The organism is Bacteroides sp. ET225 (assembly GCF_024733745.1).
Classification (GTDB): Bacteria; Bacteroidota; Bacteroidia; order Bacteroidales; family Bacteroidaceae; genus Phocaeicola; species Phocaeicola excrementipullorum.
Map to the genome: position 1 here is coordinate 1 of NZ_JANRHN010000042.1, position 22,580 is coordinate 22,580.

At 46.4% G+C, this 22,580-nt stretch carries 19 protein-coding genes and 1 tRNA gene; 13 read left to right on the forward strand and 7 right to left on the reverse strand.

What is annotated here, in order from left to right; all coding sequences use genetic code 11:
* Positions 1 to 463: 463 nt before the first annotated feature.
* Genes glf through NW212_RS13535 form a run of 4 tightly spaced genes read left to right on the forward strand, consistent with a single transcriptional unit; the run spans position 464 to position 4,348 of the window.
* Complete coding sequence (gene glf / locus NW212_RS13520; protein ID WP_258339164.1) at positions 464 to 1,570, forward strand: UDP-galactopyranose mutase; 1,107 nt, start codon at positions 464 to 466, stop codon at positions 1,568 to 1,570.
* 9 nt (positions 1,571 to 1,579) lie between these two features.
* Entirely contained in the window at positions 1,580 to 2,599 is a 1,020-nt protein-coding gene (locus NW212_RS13525) for a galactofuranosyltransferase (protein WP_258339165.1), read from the forward strand.
* 4 nt (positions 2,600 to 2,603) lie between these two features.
* Complete coding sequence (locus NW212_RS13530) at positions 2,604 to 3,548, forward strand: glycosyltransferase family 8 protein (protein ID WP_258339166.1); 945 nt, start codon at positions 2,604 to 2,606, stop codon at positions 3,546 to 3,548.
* Positions 3,533 to 4,348 carry a glycosyltransferase family 2 protein gene (locus NW212_RS13535; RefSeq protein ID WP_258339167.1) on the forward strand — a complete coding sequence of 272 codons (816 nt, stop codon included), beginning with the start codon at positions 3,533 to 3,535 and terminating at the stop codon, positions 4,346 to 4,348. Before NW212_RS13530 ends, NW212_RS13535 begins: the two co-directional genes overlap by 16 nt.
* Positions 4,349 to 4,353: 5 nt before the next feature.
* Here NW212_RS13535 and NW212_RS13540 read toward each other — a convergent pair whose 3' ends face one another.
* Together NW212_RS13540 and NW212_RS13545 are read right to left on the reverse strand one after the other, a co-directional pair.
* Positions 4,354 to 5,322, reverse strand: a complete 969-nt coding sequence (locus NW212_RS13540) for a capsular polysaccharide synthesis protein (RefSeq protein ID WP_258339168.1) — start codon at positions 5,320 to 5,322, stop codon at positions 4,354 to 4,356.
* A gap of 408 nt (positions 5,323 to 5,730) precedes the next feature.
* Entirely contained in the window at positions 5,731 to 7,086 is a 1,356-nt protein-coding gene (locus NW212_RS13545) for a metallophosphoesterase family protein (protein WP_258339169.1), read from the reverse strand.
* Between the two features lie 90 nt (positions 7,087 to 7,176).
* Between NW212_RS13545 and NW212_RS13550 the strand changes: the two genes are divergently transcribed.
* Complete coding sequence (locus NW212_RS13550) at positions 7,177 to 9,147, forward strand: LTA synthase family protein (RefSeq protein WP_258339170.1); 1,971 nt, start codon at positions 7,177 to 7,179, stop codon at positions 9,145 to 9,147.
* Between the two features lie 78 nt (positions 9,148 to 9,225).
* On the opposite strand, the gene typA is transcribed toward NW212_RS13550, so the two are convergent.
* Positions 9,226 to 11,031 carry a translational GTPase TypA gene (gene typA / locus NW212_RS13555; protein ID WP_258339171.1) on the reverse strand — a complete coding sequence of 602 codons (1,806 nt, stop codon included), beginning with the start codon at positions 11,029 to 11,031 and terminating at the stop codon, positions 9,226 to 9,228.
* 122 nt (positions 11,032 to 11,153) lie between these two features.
* Between typA and rpsO the strand changes: the two genes are divergently transcribed.
* Positions 11,154 to 11,423, forward strand: coding sequence for a 30S ribosomal protein S15 (gene rpsO, locus NW212_RS13560; RefSeq protein WP_258339172.1), 270 nt, complete (start codon positions 11,154 to 11,156; stop codon positions 11,421 to 11,423).
* Between the two features lie 906 nt (positions 11,424 to 12,329).
* On the opposite strand, the gene NW212_RS13565 is transcribed toward rpsO, so the two are convergent.
* Together NW212_RS13565 and NW212_RS13570 are read right to left on the reverse strand one after the other, a co-directional pair.
* Positions 12,330 to 12,692: a helix-turn-helix domain-containing protein gene (locus tag NW212_RS13565; RefSeq protein ID WP_258339173.1), complete on the reverse strand. Its 363-nt coding sequence runs from the start codon at positions 12,690 to 12,692 to the stop codon at positions 12,330 to 12,332.
* Between the two features lie 173 nt (positions 12,693 to 12,865).
* Positions 12,866 to 12,937, reverse strand: a tRNA-Arg gene (locus NW212_RS13570).
* A gap of 176 nt (positions 12,938 to 13,113) precedes the next feature.
* On the opposite strand from NW212_RS13570, the gene NW212_RS13575 reads away from it, so the two are divergent.
* Genes NW212_RS13575 through NW212_RS13590 form a run of 4 tightly spaced genes read left to right on the forward strand, consistent with a single transcriptional unit; the run spans position 13,114 to position 16,601 of the window.
* Positions 13,114 to 14,961, forward strand: a complete 1,848-nt coding sequence (locus NW212_RS13575; protein WP_258339174.1) for a 2-oxoacid:acceptor oxidoreductase subunit alpha — start codon at positions 13,114 to 13,116, stop codon at positions 14,959 to 14,961.
* Between the two features lie 18 nt (positions 14,962 to 14,979).
* Complete coding sequence (locus tag NW212_RS13580; protein WP_258339175.1) at positions 14,980 to 15,990, forward strand: 2-oxoacid:ferredoxin oxidoreductase subunit beta; 1,011 nt, start codon at positions 14,980 to 14,982, stop codon at positions 15,988 to 15,990.
* 36 nt (positions 15,991 to 16,026) lie between these two features.
* Positions 16,027 to 16,200: a hypothetical protein gene (locus NW212_RS13585; protein WP_258339176.1), complete on the forward strand. Its 174-nt coding sequence runs from the start codon at positions 16,027 to 16,029 to the stop codon at positions 16,198 to 16,200.
* Between the two features lie 44 nt (positions 16,201 to 16,244).
* A complete protein-coding gene (locus tag NW212_RS13590; protein ID WP_258339177.1) occupies positions 16,245 to 16,601 on the forward strand; it encodes a hypothetical protein in 357 nt (118 codons plus the stop codon).
* A 70-nt stretch (positions 16,602 to 16,671) separates the two neighbouring features.
* Here the strand turns inward: NW212_RS13590 and upp are convergent, their stop codons facing one another.
* A complete protein-coding gene (upp, locus tag NW212_RS13595) occupies positions 16,672 to 17,325 on the reverse strand; it encodes a uracil phosphoribosyltransferase (RefSeq protein WP_258339178.1) in 654 nt (217 codons plus the stop codon).
* Positions 17,326 to 17,612: 287 nt separating this feature from the next.
* Between upp and pckA the strand changes: the two genes are divergently transcribed.
* The 3 genes from pckA (at position 17,613) to pdxT (ending at position 20,901) form a co-directional block, all read left to right on the forward strand.
* Positions 17,613 to 19,217 (forward strand): phosphoenolpyruvate carboxykinase (ATP), encoded by a 1,605-nt coding sequence (gene pckA, locus NW212_RS13600; RefSeq protein WP_258339179.1) that lies wholly within the window; start codon positions 17,613 to 17,615, stop codon positions 19,215 to 19,217.
* Between the two features lie 234 nt (positions 19,218 to 19,451).
* Positions 19,452 to 20,327: a pyridoxal 5'-phosphate synthase lyase subunit PdxS gene (pdxS, locus tag NW212_RS13605; protein ID WP_258339180.1), complete on the forward strand. Its 876-nt coding sequence runs from the start codon at positions 19,452 to 19,454 to the stop codon at positions 20,325 to 20,327.
* A gap of 4 nt (positions 20,328 to 20,331) precedes the next feature.
* Positions 20,332 to 20,901, forward strand: a complete 570-nt coding sequence (pdxT, locus tag NW212_RS13610) for a pyridoxal 5'-phosphate synthase glutaminase subunit PdxT (protein ID WP_258339183.1) — start codon at positions 20,332 to 20,334, stop codon at positions 20,899 to 20,901.
* Positions 20,902 to 21,074: 173 nt separating this feature from the next.
* Here the strand turns inward: pdxT and NW212_RS13615 are convergent, their stop codons facing one another.
* On the reverse strand, positions 21,075 to 22,199 hold the full coding sequence (locus NW212_RS13615; protein ID WP_258339181.1) for a Fic family protein: 1,125 nt from the start codon (positions 22,197 to 22,199) through the stop codon (positions 21,075 to 21,077).
* Positions 22,200 to 22,580 lie beyond the last annotated feature (381 nt).

The window sequence follows — 22,580 nt, forward strand, 5'->3', positions numbered from 1 at the left end:
AAAAATGATTTCCATGTTTTGGGGAACTTGACAGACGAGGAGCAAAAGTCAGTCTTCAGTTTGGATATATGCATCTTCAAACTGAAGATATAAATCTTCAGCCTGGAGATTTGTATCTCTAGTCTGGGGATGCAGAATTTACCATGGCGTTGCAGGTGCTGCCGGGCGGGAAATCGTAAAATCTTTCTTGGAGAAAAGCTCTGCATTCTTGTATATTCCTAGAATCAAACATTTTACTTTGATGAAGATACGTATTTTTTTGTTTGATAACATTATTCTTTTTATATTTGTAATACGGCAAGAAACTGTTGCTTATGAAGACAACATCTGAGGTGTGGGATATCTTGAGGATATTCAAGGCTCGTCATGCGGTCCTATACGAAGATTTATTTGTGTGGAATAATGCGTATGCGCGATGATGTTGTACATGGAATGCTTGAAGGTTTATTGAAATCAAAGACTTATGAAAAAGAAATATGATTATTTGATTGTAGGCGCCGGCTTGTTCGGCGCGGTGTTTGCCTGCGAAGCGAAACGGGCAGGCAAGTCTTGCATTGTGGTAGACAAACGCCATCATCGGGGAGGAAACATCTACTGTGAGGATGTGGACGGAATTCATGTGCACAAATACGGGGCGCATATTTTTCATACCGACAATAAGGAGGTGTGGAATTATGTGAATTCTTTTGTGGAGTTTAACCGTTATACCAATTCGCCGGTGGCACGTTACGGTGACAAGCTGTACAATCTTCCTTTCAACATGAATACGTTCTATCAGTTATGGGGCGTTACGACTCCGGCAAAGGCAAAGGCTAAGATCGAAGAGCAGCGCGGAGAGTTTGCTCACATCGCGGAGCCCGCCAATCTGGAGGAACAGGCCTTGAAACTGTGTGGAAAGGATATTTATGAGAAGCTGATAAAGGGATATACCGAAAAGCAGTGGGGGCGTGCGGCTACAGAACTTCCGGCATTCATTATCCGACGTTTGCCGTTCCGCTTTGTTTTCGACAACAATTATTTCAATGATGCCTACCAAGGCATTCCCATTGGCGGATACAATGCGCTGATAGATGCTTTGCTTGGCGATACGGAGGTTTGTCTTGCCACAGACTATTTCAAGAACAGGGCAGAGCTGGATGGCGTTGCTGAAAAAACGCTGTTTACAGGCTGCATTGATGAATACTTTGATTACCGTTGCGGTCATCTGGAGTACCGCAGTCTTCGTTTTGAGGAAAAGCGTCTGGAAATGGAGAACTTTCAGGGGAATGCGGTTGTGAACTATACCGAGCGTGAGATTCCTTATACCCGCGTGATAGAACACAAGCATTTTGAGTTCGGGAAGCAGCCTCATACGATAATCACTTATGAGTATCCTGATAGTTTTGCTCCGGGAAAAGAACCTTATTATCCGGTTAATGATGAAAAGAACAGCCGGATTTATGCAGATTATCGGCAGTTGGCGGAATCTGTTCCGAATGTGCTGTTCGGAGGACGGCTTGCTCAATATACTTATGCAGACATGGACGATACAGTGGCGGCAGCCTTGGCTTTATGTAAAACAGAGTTGTAATCTCTTTTTATGAGGAATTGTTATTTATCGCGCAATTATAAGGGAGTTGACGGAGCCGGCAACAAGGCCAAAACGGACATAGAGCGTATTATGGCCGAGAATGGCTTTGTGAATGTCGGTTTCAGGCAGACCCGGTATACCAATTCTGTATTGGCATTTCTGGCAACATTGGCAGGCGTCTTGAAGGCCCCTTTCTCGTTGAGAAAGGGCGACCGTCTGGTGTTGCAGTATCCGTTGAAAAAATATTTCACGTTTGTATGCCGTATGGCTCATTTCCGGGGAGCGAAAGTGGTGGTTGTGATCCATGACCTGGGAAGCTTTAGACGCAAAAAATTGACTGTTGGTCAGGAAATACGTCGTTTAAGTCATGGTGATTATATTATTGCGCATAATGAGAGCATGAAACGTTGGCTGATAGAAAAAGGATGCCAGGTGCCGGTCGGAGAGCTTGAAATATTTGATTACTTGTCAGAAACAAAGGCCCTCCCGCACGGGATAGTTCATAAACCTTATGAAGTGGTTTATGCCGGTGCATTGAGCTTGCGTAAAAATACGTTTCTGTATGAAGTGGGAGCGTATGTGCATTCGTTTCGCTTCAATCTTTATGGAAACGGTTTTGAACTGGATAAGGCTCAGGGGAAAACACGTTTTGTCTATAAAGGTTTTGTTCGTTCGGATGATTTAATCGCTACGGCTCAGGGAGATCTCGGACTGGTCTGGGACGGATTCTCTGTAGATGCATGTACGGGTGACTTTGGGGAATATCTGAAGTATAACAACCCCCACAAGACATCGTTGTATATCCGGTGTGAACTTCCTGTCATTATATGGGACCAGGCGGCTCTGGCAGCCTTTGTCCGTAATAACGGGATCGGAATCTGTGTTGCTTCATTGGCGGAACTGGACAGTGTGCTGGAAGGATTGACCTCCGAACAATATGCTGTAATGAAACGGAATGTGGCAGTGATAAGCGAACGCTTGTCTGCTGGATACTATATAAGAAAGGCTTTGTCGGAAGTTAAGCTTTGAGAGAATGGAGAAAGGAATTATACATGTAGCTTGCAATATTGATGCTTCGTATGTGAAGTATTGCGTGGTTATGCTGACTTCTTTGTTTGAAAACAATGCGGATTCATCTTTTCATATCCATGTAATCGCCTCGGAACTGCCGGATGACTCTAAGAAAATATTACATGATTGGATTGAAGGCCGGTATCACCAGACCTTGTTTGTTTATGAAACAGGAGATGCCTTGTTGGAAGGATGTTCCATTTATGGAGAGAGCCACATCTCGCTGGCTACATATTATCGTATTTTCTTGGAGAGCATTTTGCCCCGTTCTATAAACAAGGTACTTTATTTGGATTGTGATCTGATTGTGAACGGTTCGATAAAGGAGCTTTGGGGTACAGACATTACTGATTATGCGGCAGGTTGTGTGGAGGATATGTGGAGTGGAAAACCGGACAATTATGAACGCTTGCATTATGCTTCTTCATTTTCGTATTTCAATGCTGGAGTATTATTGGTTAATCTGGAATATTGGCGGAATATCCAGTTCCAGAAGGTGGCGGAGAAATATATCTCAGAGCATATGAGTGAACTCGTTTTTAATGATCAGGATGTGCTGAATGCATTGCTTCATGACAAAAAGCTTTTTCTTCCTTTTCGCTACAATGTGCAGGATGGATTCTTGCGGAGGAAACGCAGGATTCGTCCCGAAGCCATTCCGGATTTGGAGAAAGGACTGCTTCATCCGGTAATTGTCCATTACACAGGAGGAAAGAAACCATGGCAATACAAGTCCCAGCACCCTTATAAAGGATTGTATTTTCATTATCTTGACATGACTCCATGGAAAGGGGAACGGCCGGACGTACCTTTTTTATATAAAGTGAAGCGAATGGTTGACAGATTGCTTTATGCGCTTCAATTGGCTAAACCGAAATATAGAAAATATGTATGCAACGAGATCTGATATCAATCGTAACGGTTTGTTTTAATGTGGAAAAGACACTTGCCCGGACGATGGAAAGTGTGTTGGAACAGACATACCGTCCCTTGGAATATATTTTGATTGACGGTAAGTCAACGGATAAGACTGTTGATGTAATATTGTCAATTGAGCCTTTATTTAGAGAGAAAGGTATCAAATTGCGTTGGCTGTCAGAAGCTGACAAGGGGATATTTGATGCTATGAACAAAGGAGTCTGTTTGTCTTCCGGGAGATGGGTTAATTTTATGAATGCAGGGGACATTTTTGTGGATGGAGAGGCAATAGCCCGTTTATTTGCTGCTGAGATCCATCCAAATACGAAAGTTGTGTATGGTGACACTTTGCGTCAGAAATCCTATGCGATTGTTCCGGCTAAAGGAAATATACCTGAAGTAACTCCAAAGCTTATGCCGGCATGTCATCAGTCGATGTTTGCAGATACGGAGGAAATGAAAGCTCATCCGTTTGATCTCTCTTATCGCCTGGCTGCTGATTATCATTTTATTTACAACTTATATCAAAGAGGAGGGCGGATGCAATATATTCCGGTAGACGTTTCGCTGTGCGAAGCGATAGAAGGAGTGTCCTCTGTGCATAAATTGGATGTGAAGCGTGAGTGCGCACGCATTCGGGGGATTGATCATACGTTGAAATGGAAACTGTCGCTCTTGAATAAAACCATCTCATATGCAGTCAAGCATTTGGCAGATAGCATTGTTCCTTCCTCTTTGTTGATGAAGATAAAACGTAAAAATAGACAGCGATTAGAACATAGAGCCTGATCTTTTTATGGAATATCTTTTATCAGATATCCGTAGATGGTTTGTTTATGATCTGCCGTATATGTTGTATACTTTATTTTATAGTTGAGCTTGTGGAATGTTTGTTGATGGCATAATTGTGTGAAATATTCTTTGTCATATGGTTTGTCCAGATTTTGTTCCATATCGAATATCTTATAATGTTTGGGAATTGATTCTAACAGAACGTTGATATAAGGCGAGTTCTGTCTGATTATGTATATAGCATAGTCTATCAGAAAATAGTCTATGAGCCTGTTCTCTTTTTTCCAGTATTCGAAGAAAAAGTCACGGACAAAGCCGAATAATGGTTCCTGAGGATATCCTCCAAGGAGAAAGCCGCTCCATTTGGCTTGAGATACAAGCTCTGTGTCGATATTGGGGGCTACAGAGAACAATGGGCTGTCAAATATTTTATCCTTCAGAGGTCTGCTGACATAGATCGTGGCATCTAGCCATAAACCTCCATGCTCATATAGAAGAGCCATGCGGATTATGTCAGAAAAGTGTGTAAATGAAATGTTGCCTTTCTTTACCTTTTGTAAAATGTATGTGGGTATTTGAATATATTGATCAATGCTTTCTTCTGTTATGAGGTGTACGGGATGTTCACCGGCATTTTCAAGTAAGGATTGATAACATGACCGTACGATTGGAGGCATTTGTGATTCACCTTGCCACCAGCAAACCCATATGGGCGCTTCCTTTTTGGCGATTATGGGGTGAGAAACTGATTGGGCGGACAGACTGTATTTTTTTATCAAGGTTGCATATTCTTTTTCCAAAAAGTTTATGATAGCTTCATGCTTCCTCCAGCAACGCGCTAGCTTATCTTTCTTCTTTCCCCAATGAGGTATGATAACCATTTCATAAACATATGGTAATCCTGCTACACTACAGACATTTTTGATGTCATTGATGCGTTGCTTTATTTTTCGTATAAATTTTATTCTCATGACTTTATTCTTTCAAAAATATGATTGCCATTTTTTGCCAGACATCCAAGTATAGAGCAAACTTTGCATATGCAGTTTTGTCTTTAGGTGTAATAGGAAATATATGTTTTGCCAGAACATGGAAAGTTCCATAGGCCCTAATTTATTTTCTGTTAGCAAAAATACAAAATCTTTGGACTTTTCTGTTATGAAAGCCTCTTTATTTCATGCCGTTTGGCATTAGATAAGCCTTTCAGGAAAGGACTGTTTGTCTGGAGGTAAAGCGTTGTTTGTAGAAGCCGGTTGTCAAAACACTTTGAATATTTTCAGAAACCAACACATGTTGTGCTTTGCCTAAGAATGTCATACATTGATGGTGTAAATGACATGTTTGTTTTGTCCTTCTGGTTTCGTCGTGTCTTGCCGTTCCTATATCTTGTTTTGTTTATACTTGTTTATCCGTTTCATATACCTGCAATCTTTCTCGCTTCCGTTCGATTTGAATTCCAGGTATTCCGGAATGTTTTTGCCGTTATCGATAATGGATGTGCCCGACGCGTTCTTCACAATGTCTAATGAATCATACAGTTCCCCGCTGGGGAAACGGTAGGCATTGACGCTTAATGTGTCGCCGTGCGCACGGACATATTGGTAGAAGCGGCTTTCGATGCCAAACTTGTCGCAACGTCCGTCAAAGTCAATCCGATAACTTTTAGGCGAGCAGTGGCTGACTGTATAGACCGGTGTTGTGGCTTTCCCGTTTTCATCATGCATGGTCATCCTTGCGTAGGCATGTTCGTGTCCTTGGAGTACGAGATCGACGTGGTATTTTTGTATCAGCGAATTGAACATGGTGCGCTGCATCATGTTGTTATGTTTTCCTTTGATAGAGTAAAGAGGGTGGTGCAGTACGACAATCTTCCATTGTGCATCACTCTTTTCAAGTTCTTCTTTCAGCCATTGCCTTTGTGTCCATAGATAAGGAAGTTCCCTGTTGCTGTCGAGCAGAAAGAACTGCATATTGTTATATTTCAAGGTATATACTTGGTTCTCCCCGATCATGGAGTCCAAAAAATAAGAAAAGACGAGTGAATAGCGTTTCTCCAATTTGCGGATAACGTATTTCAGGTATTCATGATTGCCGGTTACGTTTAAAACGGGATAGTGCTGGCGGATGGAGTCCAGGCCGTCGAACGTTTCCTGCCAATAAGCATCTATGGGGCGTTCGGTCAAATCCCCTCCAAAAACAAAGAATTCGGTTTGGGGGTGTTGTGCCAATGCCGTTTTCAGATATTGGTTGGCAACTCCATTGATTGTATCCTGTACGTCGCCGGTATAGATGAATGAGAAATCTTTCTTTGTCGACAGGTTGTGGGTGCGGAAGTTATGCCATTCAGAGTATATCCCGTTGGTGCATACCCGATAGCTGTAATAACAGTCAGGTTTCAGGTTGCGCAGTCGGGCCACATAATAGGCCGCTTTGCCGCTTCGTGATTGGAATATTTCACCTTGTGCCGCAACACGCATTGTATCTTTTGCTAAAGTATCTGCCAGCTCTGCAAACGAAGAATCTGCAACCGTCGAATCACATTGCCAGCTTATATTGCGGGATAGCTGGTCTTTGTCGCCGAATGTCAGCATGATTCTTCCCGGCTCTTTTAGCGGAGCATAAGGCGGTTCCTCGGGATTTCTGAACCAGGCATCCCAACGGGAATTTATCCAAATGCCGAGCCCTGCCAAGATAATGACGGCTATGCCTGTTCTGATCAGTCGCTTTGTTTTCATATTCTTCAGTTTAGAGAGGCAAATATACGAAGTTATTCAAAATATAATTACTTTTGTAGCCTTATAATTCAACCTGAAAGGAGTGGAAATATGAAAAAGGATGTTTTTTCGAATGTACTGACATTGGTATGGAATCTGTTGTTGATCTATATCTGTTATTCATTGTGCCGCCTGGTATTTTTGCTGGTCAACTGGGACACATTCAGCGGGCATATGAATTTCAGCTACGCATTGAGTCTGTTTGGGGCTGGCATTATTTTTGATACGAGCGCCATTCTTTATAGCAATGCTTTGTTTATCTTTCTGTTTCTTTTTCCCCTCCATTGGAAAGAAAATGCAGCCTTTTATAAAGTGGTCCGCTGGATATTTACGGTAGCCAACACTTTCTTCCTGATCACGAACCTGATAGATTGCGTATATTATCGTTTCACCGGCCGACGCACCACGATGTCTGTGCTTCAGGAGTTTCAGCATGAGAAGGGCAGCAATATCGCATCTATATTTATGGATGAGTTTGTCGCCTATTGGTATCTGGTCCTTTTGGCGGCAGTTCTGGCTTTCGCCGTTTATAAGCTGTATCGTTCTCCCAAAGTATTTCCGGTGCGTAACAAGCTGGCTTATTATATAGTTCAAACGGCGGCTTTGCTTGTTGCTGTTCCTTTTACGGTGTTTGGTATGCGAGGCGGAATGACCACTGCTACACGCCCCATCACGCTCAGCAATGCCAATCAATACGTTAACAGAGCTCAAGATGCAGGTCTGGTGTTGAATACGCCTTTTTCAGTGTTCAGAACGTTGGACAAGAAGTCATTTGTTGTTCCGGATTACTTGCCGGAGTCTGAAGCGGAGGCTCTGTTCGCTCCCATCCATATTCCTGCTGATTCTGTCTCATTTCGTCCGATGAATGTGGCGGTGATCATTTGGGAAGGCTTCAGCAAGCAACATGTAGGATCATTGAATCCTCAGCTTGAAGACGGACATTATAAAGGATATACTCCCTTTGTTGATTCTTTGCTTACGAAGAGTGTCACATTTGAGTATTCTTATAGTAACGGGCGCAAAAGCATTGACGGGATGCCGTCGGTGCTTTCCTCTATTCCTAGTTTTGTAGAGCCTTTCTTTTTGACGCCATCCGCATTGAATGATGTGTCAAGTGTGGCCGGAGAGCTGACAAGGCACAAGGGATATACGTCTGCTTTCTTTCACGGGGCGATGAACGGGTCGATGGGGTTCGAAGCCTTTGCCCGCGCTGTCGGCTTCCAGAAATATTTCGGACGTACGGAATATAATGAAGACCCGAACTATAACGGAGATGCTGACTTCGACGGAACCTGGGCCATATGGGACGAAGAGTTCTTGCAGTTCTACTGCGACCGCATGTCAGAAATGGAAGAACCTTTTGTGACATCTGTGTTTACGGCGTCTTCGCATGGGCCTTTTGTGCTTCCAGAGCGTTATAAGGGGGTATTTCCCACGGGCGAGGATCCGTTGTTTGAAACGATTGCCTATGCGGATTACTCTCTCAAGCGTTTCTTTGAAAAGGCCTCAAGGCAGCCATGGTTCAACAATACCCTGTTTGTCATTACAGCCGACCATACCAGCGGTAACAGTTATCCGGATTATGTGACGGATTTGGGATACTACAAGGTGCCGATCATCTTTTATGCGCCGGGAATGCCGGAGCTTCGGGGACTGGATCGAGAGAAGATTGCCGAGCAGATTGATATCATGCCGACAGTGCTGGGCCTGCTAGGGTACGACCAGCCGTATGTGGCTTTCGGACAGGACATCTTTCACACATCTGCTGCAGACAAATATGCAGTGAATTATCTTCCGGCAAGCGATGTATACCAGTTTCTTAAGGGCGACTATCTGATTCAGTTTGACGGGACGAGCGTGACCCATGCCTATCGCTTCCGTACAGATGCGCTGATGCAGGATGATGTGAAGCAGACAATGCCCCAAGATACATTGCAAATGATGGAAAATCAGTTGAAGTCAATCATACAGCAGTACATGAAGCGGATGAGCTCGAACGAGCTGGTGTATCGCGGGCGGTGACATCCTGGGCTGAAAAGACAGAGGCGCGCAAGGACAGTGTTTCCCTTGCGCGCCTCGATTCTTTTTTATGACGGCTTGTTATGCGTTCTTGTTCGCGCGTTTGCGTTCTGTTTCGTCCAGAATGATTTTGCGCATACGCATGCTCTTCGGAGTTACTTCCACGTATTCGTCTTCCTTGATATATTCGAGCGCCTCCTCCAGAGAGAATACCACCGGAGGGATGATGCGGGCCTTGTCGTCCGAACCCGAAGCACGCATGTTGGTCAGCTTCTTTGATTTGGTTACGTTGACCACCAGGTCATTTTCGTGTACATGTTCACCCACTACCTGTCCGGCATATACCTCTTCCTGTGGATAGATGAAGAAGCGTCCGCGGTCCTGCAGCTTGTCGATGGCGTATGCGAATGCCGTTCCGCCTTCCATGGCAATCATCGATCCGTTGGTGCGGCGCGGTATGTCGCCCTTATACGGCTGGTATTCCTTGAAGCGGTGCGCCATGATTGCTTCTCCCTGCGATGCGGTCAGCACGTTGGTGCGCAGGCCGATGATTCCTCGTGACGGAATGTTGAATTCGATGTTCACGCGGTCGCCCTGCGTTTCCATCGAAACCATTTCGCCTTTGCGCCGGGTTACCATATCAATCATCTTGCTGGAGAATTCTTCGGGCACGCTGATGGTCAGCTCTTCAATCGGTTCGCATCTCACTCCGTTGATTTCCTTGAAGATTACTTGCGGCTGGCCTACCTGCAGCTCATAGCCTTCGCGGCGCATGGTTTCGATCAGTACCGAAAGGTGAAGCACACCTCGTCCTGAAACGATCCATTTGCCGTCCTCGTTTTCGGTCTTGCGTACGCGCAGCGCCAGGTTCTTGTCGAGCTCTTTCATCAGGCGGTCGTGAATGTGGCGTGAAGTCACATATTTGCCCTCCTTGCCGAAGAACGGAGAGTCGTTGATGGTGAACAGCATGCTCATGGTCGGCTCGTCGATTGCGATCGGCGGCAGCGGTTCCGGATTTTCAAAGTCGCAGATGGTGTCGCCGATTTCGAAGCCTTCCACTCCGATGACGGCACAGATATCACCCGATGAAACAGACTGCACCTTCTTGCGTCCGAGTCCTTCAAAGGTGTGTACCTCCTTGATTTTTGTCTTGAGCATCCGTCCGTCGCGTTTTGCCAGCGTTATGTTCATTCCTTCGCTGATGGTTCCGCGGTGTACGCGTCCTACAGCGATACGTCCTGTATACGAGGAGTAGTCGAGCGAGGTAATCAGCATCTGGGGAGTTCCTTCCAGCTGGTGCGGAGCCGGAATGTATTTTACGATTGCATCAAGCAGCGGTTCGATGGTTCCGGTAGGGGTTTTCCAGTCTTCGCCCATCCAGTTGTTCTTGGCCGAGCCGTAAAGCACGGGGAAGTCCAGCTGGTCTTCCGTGGCGTTGAGGCTGAACATCAGGTCGAACACCATTTCGTATACTTCCTCCGGGCGGCAGTTGGGCTTGTCCACCTTGTTGACGACAACAATCGGCTTCAGTCCGATTTGCAGCGCCTTCTGAAGCACGAAGCGTGTCTGCGGCATCGGCCCTTCAAAGGCGTCTACCAGCAGGATGCATCCGTCGGCCATATTCAGAACACGTTCCACCTCGCCTCCGAAGTCGGCGTGTCCCGGAGTATCGATGATGTTGATTTTTGTACCTTTGTAATTGATGGAAACGTTTTTTGAAAGAATCGTTATACCTCTTTCACGCTCCAGGTCGTTGTTATCCAGCACCAGTTCGCCGTTGGTCTGGTCGTTGCGGAACAAGTGTCCCGCCAGCATCATTTTATCTACCAGCGTTGTCTTTCCGTGGTCAACGTGGGCAATGATGGCAATGTTTCTAATGTCTTGCATACTATACCTATTATTTGCGCGCAAAGTTACTACTTTTTTCTGAAAAAGCATTGTCGTTTAAAAGATTATCCTTACCTTTGCAACCGCAAAATTAAAGTTACAAATAATTTAAAGTCAAATTTATGTATTTAGATTCAGCTAAAAAGCAAGAAATCTTTGAAAAGTACGGAAAGTCTAACACTGATACTGGCTCGCCTGAAGCGCAGATAGCATTGTTTTCATACCGTATTTCTCATCTGACAGAGCACTTGAAGCTCCACAGAAAAGATTATACAACGGAAAGATCTTTGACCAAGCTGGTAGGTAAGCGCCGTGCGTTGCTCACTTATCTGAAGGATCGCGATATCGAGAGATACCGTGCGATCGTTAAGGCTCTTGGTCTGCGCAAGTAATTTTGCTGCTTGCCGCAAACGGAAAAAGGCGGTCCGCTTTTCCTTGGTGGAGAGGCGGGCCGCTTTCTTTTTTAAGAAACTGTTTTGAATTTATCGTGTGCTGATTTGGGATGAGTTTTTGAGGCATTTCCGTTTGTGTGATGAGGAAGATAGCGGGCTATCTGACGAAGAACAGAAGCGGAAAAGACCAAAAAATAGCCCAAAGCACACACGAAAACGAACACATCAAGCCAAGAAAAACTTTTTGGAGAAATTCAAAACAGTTTCTAAGTTCTGCTTATGTCCATGTCATACGCCGCATCGTTTGGAATGGCGTGAATGTGTCATTCTGACAAATTGACAAAAAGAACGGCTGAGAATCTTTTATTCGGAATGGAATCAGGGTTTGCCCGGAAAAATTGCAGGGAGAAGTTGCCCGGAAAAAGCGGATTGCTTTTCATGCGCCTCTTCCCGTGTCTTTCTGTCGGCTGGGGGCTTTATGCTCTTCCTTTGTGTGATGTGCAGGTGCTTACCGGTGCCTTTTTTGACAGGTTGCGCGTCTGCTGATATACGCCTGTTCCGTAAGGGAAGGATGCGTTTTCGTTGGCTGAAAAGACGTTTCGGGAAGCCTTCTGCAAAATGTTTCGTCATTTGATGCGGCATGTCCCGTCATTTTGCGGAAGATAGCGGGTTGTTTTACACGAAATGTCCCGTTGTTTTTCGGAAGAAACGCCGGTGTCTGCCCGCTTTATAGGGCTTCTGAGGGGCTTCGGCATTTGCATTTGTTAAGGATTTGCCTCCAGATAGAGGAAAAATGAAAGGGAAAGTGTCAGGAAAAATGCGCTTTTTGTGTCTTTCTGCGCAGGATAGAGCCGGAAGCGAATCATCGCGGATTCGTTTTTCCGATGCGGCGTGCAGGGGGATGTGTCATTTGCTGCGGGCTGACTTCTCTCTGTCTTCCATTATGGCGTCCTTGTTTTCCGATGCCCATTCAATCAGTGCATTGAGGTGGGGAAGCAGCGAGCGCGTCCGTAGAGTCAGCGCATACTCAACTCTCGGCGGGACTTCCGGATAGACGGTCCGCGTCACGTAGCCGTCTTCTTCCAGTGTCCGGAGCGTTACGGTCAGCATTTTTTGGGAGATGTCGGGGATTGCGCGTTGCAGCTCCTTGAAGCGCACCGCTTCTTTGCCGGTTCTGTCGAGCGTATAGATGACCAGCAGCGACCATTTGCTGCTGATTCTTGCAAGGACATTTCGTATCGGGCAGTCCGGAAATACGGCATCTTTCATTCTGTTTCAAGTTTAAATGTTCTGTCCAAAGCAATTCTGCCGGAGCCCTTTCGACGCGGTTTTCCCGGCCTTTCTTTCATGCAAGGACTGGATTTCCGGCGGGCATCGTCACGCAAAAGAGCCTCATTTTCATGGGATAACGGCACTGAATCCGCCGCACGGGTGTTCTGTTGTAGCTCCGAGGGGAATCGAACCCCTATCTAAAGTTTAGGAAACTCTTGTTCTATCCGTTGAACTACAGAGCCTTTTTGCAAAGGTACGTCTTTTTGTTGATATATGCCTAATGTTTTGCAGAAAAAACTTTTCATCGCATCAGTCTGTTACTGATTGCGTAAAATAACTTCCTTTTTATTTTGTTTTTTGCCGGAACTTCGCCATTTTTGTAGCTCGTTGATTTGTAAACTTTAAAATAAAATACAATATGGCAGAAGAAAATGTAATCAAAGAGCTGGATGATGTGGTAGTCCGCTTCTCGGGCGACTCCGGCGACGGTATGCAGCTTGCCGGCAACATGTTCTCGAACATTTCAGCTACGGAAGGAAATGATATCAGTACGTTTCCGGATTATCCGGCCGACATCCGTGCCCCTCAAGGCTCGCTGACAGGTGTGTCGGGATTCCAGGTGCATATCGGGTCGGGAAAGGTGTATACGCCCGGCGACAAGTGCGATGTGCTGGTGGCGATGAACCCCGCTGCACTGAAGACACAATATAAGTTCTGCAAGCCGCAGGCTGTCATCATCATCGATTCGGACTCGTTTACGAAACGTGACTTGGAAAAGGCGAAATTTGAGCTTGAAAATCCGTTTTCAGAACTCGGCATAAAGAACGAAGTGGTTGAAGCTTCGATAACCACCATGTGCAAGGAGAGCCTCAAGGACAGCGGACTGGACAACAAGTCGATCCTCCGCACCAAGAATATGTTTGCGCTGGGACTGGTGTGCTGGCTTTTCCATCGCGACCTGTCGATTGCCGAAAAGCTTCTCCGCGAGAAGTTCGCCAAGAAACCGGCCATCGCCGAGGCGAACATCAAGGTGCTCAACGACGGATACCACTTTGGTGAAAACACACATGCTTCCGTGTCTTTCAGCTATATGGTGCCGAGCAAGGAACAGAAGCGCCCCGGACGCTATATGGACATCAACGGAAACAAGGCTACGGCTTACGGCCTGATGGCTGCTGCGGAAAAAGCCGGGCTTCAGCTTTATCTGGGATCTTACCCCATCACTCCGGCTACAGATATCCTGCACGAACTCGCCAAGCATAAGTCGCTGGGCGTTAAGACGGTGCAGTGTGAAGATGAAATCGCGGGATGTTCTTCTGCCGTGGGAGCGGCATTTGCAGGCGCATTGGCCGTAACCACTACATCGGGACCCGGAATCTGTCTGAAGAGCGAAGCGATGAACCTGGCGGTCATCACCGAACTTCCGCTGGTGATTGTGGATGTGCAGCGCGGAGGTCCTTCTACCGGACTGCCCACCAAGTCGGAACAGACCGATCTGCTTCAGGTGCTTTACGGGCGCAACGGCGAGAGTCCGATGCCGGTCATTGCGGCTTCTTCGCCTACCGACTGCTTTGACGCCGCCTATACTGCCTGCAAGATTGCGCTGGAGCACATGACTCCCGTGGTTTTGCTCACCGATGCGTACATCGCCAACGGTTCTGCCGCCTGGCGTCTGCCGGATCTGGACGAGTATCCCTCCATCAACCCTCCGTATGTCACTCCCGACATGGCAGGAACATGGACGCCGTTCATGCGCAACCCGGAAACGGGTGTCCGCTATTGGGCGAAGCCGGGCATGGAAGGATTCATGCACCGTATCGGCGGACTGGAAAAGAGCAGCGAAACGGGAGCTATTTCTACAGAGCCGGAAAACCATCACCTGATGACGCAGCTCCGTGCCGAAAAGGTGGCCAAAATCGCAGATGCCATACCTTTGCTTGAAGTGGAGGGAGATCCGGATGCCGATTTGCTGATTATAGGCTTCGGAGGAACCTACGGGCACCTGCATTCGGCTATGGACGTGTTGAATGCGCAGGGGAAGAAGGCGGCTCTTGCTCATTTCCGCTTTATCAATCCGTTGCCGAAGAACACCGAAGAGGTGCTGCGCCGTTATAAGAATATTGTGGTGGCTGAGCAGAACATGGGCCAGCTTGCCGGCTATCTGAGAATGAAGGTGGAGGGTATCCGTCTGCATCAGTTCAATCAGGTGAAGGGACAGCCCTTTGTGGTGCAGGAGCTGGTGGACGCTTTTTCCAAGCTATTTTAAATAAAGGAGGGACTAATCATGAACGAAACGAAATATACAGCAGCAGACTATAAATTCGGACAGCCACGCTGGTGTCCGGGGTGTGGCGACCATGCCTTTCTGAACTCTTTTCACAAAGCGTTGGCAGAGATTGGAGTGCCGCCCCATGAAATTGCGGTGATTTCCGGCATCGGATGTTCTTCGCGCTTGCCTTATTATATGAACACATACGGGATGCACACCATTCACGGGCGTGCGGCCGCCATTGCCACCGGGGCGAAAGTGGCTAACCCGGGTATTTCCATCTGGCAGATTTCGGGTGACGGCGACGGCCTGGCTATCGGAGGAAACCACTTCATTCATGCTATCCGCCGGAATGTGGACATTAACATTGTACTCCTGAACAACCGCATCTACGGACTGACCAAAGGGCAGTATTCTCCGACTTCGGCGCGCGGGTTTGTCAGCAAGTCTTCTCCTTACGGGACCGTGGAAGATCCTTTCCGTCCGGCCGAGCTTTGTTTCGGCGCGCGCGGACGCTTCTTTGCCCGTTGCGCGGCAGTTGACGGAGGTCCTTCGGTAGAAGTATTGAAAGCGGCGGCGAAACATAAGGGAACTTCGGTGGTTGAGGTGCTGCAGAACTGCGTCATCTTCAATGACGGCACGCACAATGCAGTGGCCAAGAAGGAAGACCGCGAGAAGAATGCCATCTATCTGGAGCACGGCAAGCCGATGCTTTTCGGTCCGAACCGGGAATACGGACTGGCTCAAGAAGGTTTCGGCCTGAAAGTGGTGAAGCTGGGCGAGAACGGTGTGACCGAAAAGGATATTCTGGTTCACGATGCGCATTGCGAGGATCATACGCTTCAGCTGAAGCTGGCTCTGATGGAAGGTCCGGATTTCCCTATAGCATTAGGCGTGATCCGTGATGTGGAGGCTCCGACTTATGATGAAGCCGTGGAAGCTCAGATTGAGGAGGTTGCCGCAAAGAAGAACTATCATACTTTTGCCGAGCTGCTTGACACGAATGACACGTGGGAGGTGAAGTGACGGCATGCAAGGATTATTGTCAAAACAAGCATGGCTATGATGAAGAAACTGTTGGCATTTATGGCTCTCTCCACAATGTTTGTGGCTGGTAAGGCTCAGGCTGTTTCATCCTTTCCTTATGAGCCTGAAGTTATAGGCGAAACCAACCTGCTTAGCATTGCAGGCACTGACACTGTCGCTGCACCTTTGGAAAAGAGCTGGGCAAGATAAAGTCGAAGGCGGGTGCCTCTTTGTATCTGACAGGGATAGGCTCGGTGAAAACAAGAATCCATGTGGACGGCGTTACGTCGTCGTGCGTCGCCAAACCCGGCTGCACGTACAGGCTGATTGTGAAGGCGGCTGACAACAGGCAGGATCCGAATTCTTTTATCCAGCTGATACGCTTTGAACAGAAGAAGAAGGAAAGACGCTGCGAGATTGGAAAAATAAACACATTCAAAGGCAGCTCTTCCGGAATAGAGCAGCTGGTTGATTACCAGGCCAAGCGTTATGGAGAAAGTTCTTATTTGTTGTCCATCGATCCCGGCCCTGGAGAATATGGCGTTCTGCAGTCAAATCCTGAATCAAAAGATGAAAAGGCGTTGATGGTATATTGCTTTACGGTTGAGTGATATGCCGTTTTGCATAAACTGATGAATAGAGCCTCGGCAGGGTTGGAATCATATCCTGCCGAGGCCTTTTTTATTCTTTTTCTCCGTAGCACAAATCTCCGGCATCTCCAAGTCCCGGAACAATGTATGCATGTTCGTTCAGTTCAGGGTCGATGGTGCCGCACCACAGTGTGGTCTTGTCTTCCGGAAACACTTTCCGGATATGCTCTGCGGCCTGCTGGCTGGCTATGACAGATGCGATATGGATGTGGGCAGGCTGTCCTTTGGTCAGCAGGGCCTCGTAAGCATACTCCATTGATGCCCCCGTGGCAAGCATGGTGTCAGTAAGAATCAGTGTCTTTCCGTCCAGGCGTGGAGAAGCTATATACTCGATGTGGATGTCGAAATGCCCTTCGTCCGTATATTTCCGGTATGCGGAAACAAAAGCGTTCTGCGCATGGTCAAAGTAGTTCAGGAAGCCTTGATGGAGCGGAATCCCGGCGCGAAGGATCGTTGCGATTACAGGCTGCTCGGCCGGCACGTTCTCGATGGCTGTAGACAGGGGAGTTTTTATGGCTTTCGGGCCGTATAAAAGTTCCTTGCTGATTTCGTACGCCATGATTTCACCGATGCGCTCGATATTTCTGCGGAAACGCATGCTGTCTTTCTGTATGTCCACGTCGCGCAGTTCAGACAGGAACTGGTTCAGAATCGATTTGTGAGTGTTGAAATTGATGATTTTCATAATTGTGTTTCAACTGATAAAATTGTCAGGGTTTGATGTTTTTTCCGACTGCAAAGAAACGAAATAAAATTGATTTGCTAACTGGATTTGTCAAATTTGTTACACAAGTATAAAACTTTGGATTATTACGGATTTTTTTCAGTAATAAGTTCTTTGAATAAAAAAATAACTGCTACTTTTGTAGCGCCAAAAGGAAATAGAAGATGTTGTTGAGCATCTTTGTAAAGCCTTGATAAATAAAAATGCAAATAAACATTTGATATAATAACCAATTAATCAATTGAAAAATGGCAAAATTAGATCTTACTAAGTACGGTATCAATGGAACCGTAGAAATCGTACACAATCCTTCTTACGACGTATTGTTCGCTGAAGAAACAAAAGCTGGTCTGGAAGGCTATGAAAAAGGTCAGGTAACTGAACTGGGTGCAGTAAACGTAATGACCGGTATCTACACAGGTCGTTCTCCTAAAGATAAATTCTTGGTAAAAGACGCTACAAGTGAAAACACTGTATGGTGGACTTCTGAAGAATATAAAAATGACAACAAGCCTGTTACTACTGAAACTTGGAACGTATTGAAAGACTTGGCTGCTAAAGAACTTTCAAACAAGAAGTTGTATGTAGTTGACGGTTACTGCGGAGCCAACCCTGCAACTCGCCTTTGCGTGCGTTTCATCATGGAAGTTGCTTGGCAGGCTCACTTCGTAACTAACATGTTCATCCGCCCGACAGCTGAAGAACTGGAATCATTCGAACCTGACTTCGTGGTTTACAATGCTTCTAAGGCTAAAGTTGAAAACTACAAAGAACTGGGCTTGAACTCAGAAACAGCTGTTGTATTCAACCTGACTACTAAAGAACAGGTTATCCTGAATACTTGGTACGGCGGTGAAATGAAGAAGGGTATGTTCTCAATGATGAACTACTTCAACCCGTTGCGTGGCATCGCTTCTATGCACTGCTCTGCTAACACCAACATGGAAGGAACTGACTCAGCTATCTTCTTCGGCTTGTCTGGAACAGGTAAGACTACTTTGTCTACCGACCCGAAACGTAAATTGATCGGTGACGACGAACACGGATGGGATGACGAAGGTGTATTCAACTACGAAGGTGGTTGCTACGCAAAAGTTATCAACCTGGATAAAGAATCAGAACCGGATATCTACAACGCTATCAAACGCGACGCTCTGCTGGAAAACGTTACAGTTGCTGCTGACGGTAAGATCGACTTCGCTGACAAGAGCGTAACAGAAAACACTCGTGTTTCTTATCCTATCTACCACATCAACAACATCGTTAAGCCGGTATCTAAAGGTCCTCACGCTCACCAAGTAATCTTCTTGTCAGCTGATGCCTTCGGTGTATTGCCTCCGGTATCTATCTTGAATCCGGAACAGGCTCAGTACTACTTCTTGTCTGGATTTACTGCAAAATTGGCAGGTACAGAACGTGGTATCACTGAACCGACTCCGACATTCTCTGCTTGCTTCGGCGCTGCTTTCTTGACTCTGCACCCGACTAAATATGCAGAAGAACTGGTTAAGAAGATGAACAAGGTTGGTGCTAAGGCTTACTTGGTTAACACTGGCTGGAACGGTACTGGCAAGCGTATCTCTATCCGCGATACTCGTGGTATCATCGACGCTATCTTGGACGGTTCTATCGACAAAGCTCCGACTAAGACTATCCCGTACTTCGACTTCGTTGTTCCGACTGAATTGCCGGGCGTAGATCCGAAGATCCTTGACCCGCGTGACACTTACGCTGACGCTGCTCAGTGGGATGAAAAAGCTAAAGACTTGGCTGGCCGTTTCATCAAGAACTTCACTAAGTTCACAGGAAATGAAGCTGGTAAGGCTTTGGTTGCTGCTGGTCCGAAATTGTAATTGCCAATTTCAATCAGATAAATACTGGGGGCGTGTCTGGGGCACGCCCTCTTTTTGTTTTGTGAAATAGAAAATGTATTCTGGAATCAGTCCTGGCGCGCCTTGGCGAAGCAGGAGCCTGATGGAACTTCCTTGTTTTCGTCGGGAGATTGCAAAGTTTCTTATCTCTTGCTTGTTATTCTGGAATATATTTCCCTATATTTGCGGCGTTTATCAATTTAAATAACTCTTGTCATGAAAAACGAAAGATATGAGCTGAATAAGAACTTGGCTCAAATGTTGAAAGGTGGTGTGATTATGGATGTAACCACCCCTGAGCAGGCTAAAATAGCCGAACAGGCAGGTGCGGTAGCTGTCATGGCGCTGGAGCGGATTCCGGCAGACATCCGTGCGGCTGGCGGAGTTGCCCGTATGAGTGATCCTAAAATGATTAAAGGCATTCAAGACGCAGTGAGCATTCCGGTGATGGCCAAAGTCCGTATCGGACATTTTGTGGAAGCTCAGATCCTGGAAGCGCTTGAAATTGACTATATCGATGAGAGCGAAGTGCTCACTCCTGCTGACGGGGTGTATCATATCGATAAAACCAAGTTTAAAGTGCCGTTTGTGTGCGGGGCAAAGAATCTGGGCGAAGCATTGCGCCGTATTGCGGAGGGAGCTTCGATGATCCGTACGAAAGGGGAGCCGGGAACTGGCGATGTGATTCAGGCGGTGACTCATATGCGGAGCATGATGCGTGATATCCGTCGGATACAGGCATTGGCTGAAGACGAACTGTATAATGAAGCGAAAGAGCTTGAAGTGCCTCTGGACTTGCTGCGTTATGTGCATGAGAACGGAAAGTTGCCCGTAGTGAACTTTGCAGCCGGAGGTGTGGCTACTCCTGCAGATGCGGCTTTGATGATGCAGCTGGGAGCTGAAGGCGTGTTTGTAGGTTCAGGTATCTTCAAGTCAGGAAATCCTGAAAAGAGAGCGCGCGCTATCGTGCAGGCCGTCACCAACTATACCGATGCGGCTTTGCTTGCGGAAGTTTCTGCCGACTTGGGTGAGGCGATGGTAGGAATCAATGAAGACGAAATCACTCTGTTGATGGCCGAAAGAGGTAAATGATATGTTGAAAATAGGTGTATTGGCATTGCAGGGAGCTTTTGCAGAACATGAAGCCATGCTCGGCCGATTGGGAGTAGAGCATTTTCAGATACGTCAGAAAGAAGATCTCTGTGTGCCTATGGAGGGGTTGATCATACCGGGCGGCGAGAGTACTGCCATCGGCAAACTTATGGACAGTTTGGATATGATGAGTGAGCTGCGTGAGAGGATAGGGGCAGGACTCCCTGTGTTTGGAACATGTGCCGGAATGATTCTGCTTGCTAAAGATGTGGAGAACGACTCCAGGCGTTTTCTTCAGCTGATGGATATTTGTGTAAAGCGTAATGCTTACGGCCGTCAGTTAGGCAGTTTCTTTACGGAGGACGAATTTGCAGGGAAGCGCATTCCGATGACCTTTATCCGTGCTCCGTATATTGAACGGGCGGGAGATGGAGTTGAAGTCTTGTCTGCTGTAGGAGGGCACATTGTGGCTGCTCGTGAGCGGAACATGCTGGTCACCTCTTTCCATCCGGAACTTGGAGAAGACACCACAGTTCATTCTTATTTTATAGAGAATATGGTCAGGAAAGCGTAATGCTTTCCTGATTTTTTTTGTAAGATTCTTTACCGGGCGAGTGATATGGAGAATATGCTTCAGGAGAATTGCGGGGAAGCATATATGAGCAGTAAATAAAAGAAAGGCGGAACAGTTGTGTGGCATAGGTTCATCAAAACCGCACATAGCCTTTCTGCTTGTATGATGAATAATTATAAATCTTCAGGCATGGGAATGACGAGGATAGACTCACTGCACCGTATTCCGTAGGATACGTCACGAACCCGCCCCTTCTGGGGTATCAAAATGCCTTTCTCTACCAGATCTTTTATATCACGTGCAGCCGTGTCAGGTGATACCTTTGCACGTTTTGCCCAGTTCTTAGCCGTCAGTTTGCCGGGATAACCGTCCAAATATAAATTCAAGACTTCGCGTTGTCGTTCGGACAGGACTGTTTCGGCATGGGTTTGCCAGAATATGGCCTTGTTAAGAACCTTTGACAATGTTTCGTCGGATTGCTCGACAGAACGGAGCAGACAGTCAAGATACCAGATGATCCATTCAGTAATCTCGCAATCTCCCTTCTGTGTTTTCTCCAATATGTCGTAATACTGTTTTTTATCTTTGTTTATCTGATGGGAGATACTGAAGAAACGCATCTTTGAGTTTTCAGCCTGTGAAAGTGCCATATCAGCAATGGCTCGTCCGATTCGTCCGTTTCCGTCATCGAAAGGATGGATGCAGACAAACCACAAATGGGCTATCGCCGATTTTACATAGCCGTTATGTGTATCTGAATTGAACCAGTCCAGAAACCGATTCATTTCTTCGTCTATTCTTTCAGGAGCAGGCGCTACATAATGTACCTTTTCCCGACCGAACATTCCAGAAATAACTTTCATCTCTCCACTGCGGTATCGGGCTACATCAATTTTCGTTGGACCGCTCCATCCGGTAGGAAACAGGCAGTTGTGCCAGCCGAATAGTCTTTCATGGGTAAGCGGACTGTTGAAATTGACGGTTGCATCAAGTGCCATTTCCACTACTCCGTCTATATATCGTGAAGATTCGGTCGGATTCGGTAGTTGTACTCCGAGTTTGCGGGCTACAGATGAACGTACCTGTTCATTGTTCAATTCCACTCCTTCAATTTCTGATGATGCAATGATGTCATGGGAGATGGATTCAACTACGGCAGACATCTTGTCGTTAAAACCGATTACACTAAGGCGTCCCATCAGATAACCGACAGCCTTATTTACCTTGTTCAGTTTCTCACCGACAAGTTCCTTGTTCCACGAAAAGGAAGGCCATTCTTTATGTTCATGTATATACATAGGCATTACTGTTTTCTGCAAATATACGGTTTTGCGGATAATTAACCGCAAATTTTGCGGCTTATTATCCGCACGAAATAGTGAAATCAATATTTATCAGTATTTTAGATATGATTTATGATTACCATTCATCATGCAGATAATCATTGACTTTTCAGATTGGAACAGTCTGCTTATTATATACTCACGTAATTGTTGGGCCGGATAAGTATTAATCTGAAAGGCAAGCGCAAATATCATTTCCAGGTTATAGACGATCTGATATCTCAAATCCTCTTTCCCCACGAGCCCACGGCATTGGTTGTTTTGCGTTCTGCGGGAAAACAAAAACTCCCGATTTCGTTTGGAAATCAGGAGCTTACTGCTAATTGCTTTTCTTCA

Excerpts from the sequence above, each read along its gene's own strand:
- upp (WP_258339178.1), bottom strand. The coding sequence starts at position 17,325 with ATGAAAATCATCAATTTCAACACTCACAAATCGATTCTGAACCAGTTC.
- NW212_RS13580 (WP_258339175.1), top strand. The coding sequence starts at position 14,980 with ATGAACGAAACGAAATATACAGCAGCAGACTATAAATTCGGACAGCCA.
- glf (WP_258339164.1), top strand. The coding sequence starts at position 464 with ATGAAAAAGAAATATGATTATTTGATTGTAGGCGCCGGCTTGTTCGGC.
- NW212_RS13535 (WP_258339167.1), top strand. The coding sequence starts at position 3,533 with ATGCAACGAGATCTGATATCAATCGTAACGGTTTGTTTTAATGTGGAA.
- pdxS (WP_258339180.1), top strand. The coding sequence starts at position 19,452 with ATGAAAAACGAAAGATATGAGCTGAATAAGAACTTGGCTCAAATGTTG.
- rpsO (WP_258339172.1), top strand. The coding sequence starts at position 11,154 with ATGTATTTAGATTCAGCTAAAAAGCAAGAAATCTTTGAAAAGTACGGA.
- NW212_RS13530 (WP_258339166.1), top strand. The coding sequence starts at position 2,604 with ATGGAGAAAGGAATTATACATGTAGCTTGCAATATTGATGCTTCGTAT.
- NW212_RS13545 (WP_258339169.1), bottom strand. The coding sequence starts at position 7,086 with ATGAAAACAAAGCGACTGATCAGAACAGGCATAGCCGTCATTATCTTG.
- NW212_RS13540 (WP_258339168.1), bottom strand. The coding sequence starts at position 5,322 with ATGAGAATAAAATTTATACGAAAAATAAAGCAACGCATCAATGACATC.
- NW212_RS13550 (WP_258339170.1), top strand. The coding sequence starts at position 7,177 with ATGAAAAAGGATGTTTTTTCGAATGTACTGACATTGGTATGGAATCTG.
- pckA (WP_258339179.1), top strand. The coding sequence starts at position 17,613 with ATGGCAAAATTAGATCTTACTAAGTACGGTATCAATGGAACCGTAGAA.
- NW212_RS13615 (WP_258339181.1), bottom strand. The coding sequence starts at position 22,199 with ATGTATATACATGAACATAAAGAATGGCCTTCCTTTTCGTGGAACAAG.
- NW212_RS13585 (WP_258339176.1), top strand. The coding sequence starts at position 16,027 with ATGATGAAGAAACTGTTGGCATTTATGGCTCTCTCCACAATGTTTGTG.
- NW212_RS13565 (WP_258339173.1), bottom strand. The coding sequence starts at position 12,692 with ATGAAAGATGCCGTATTTCCGGACTGCCCGATACGAAATGTCCTTGCA.
- NW212_RS13525 (WP_258339165.1), top strand. The coding sequence starts at position 1,580 with ATGAGGAATTGTTATTTATCGCGCAATTATAAGGGAGTTGACGGAGCC.
- NW212_RS13575 (WP_258339174.1), top strand. The coding sequence starts at position 13,114 with ATGGCAGAAGAAAATGTAATCAAAGAGCTGGATGATGTGGTAGTCCGC.
- typA (WP_258339171.1), bottom strand. The coding sequence starts at position 11,031 with ATGCAAGACATTAGAAACATTGCCATCATTGCCCACGTTGACCACGGA.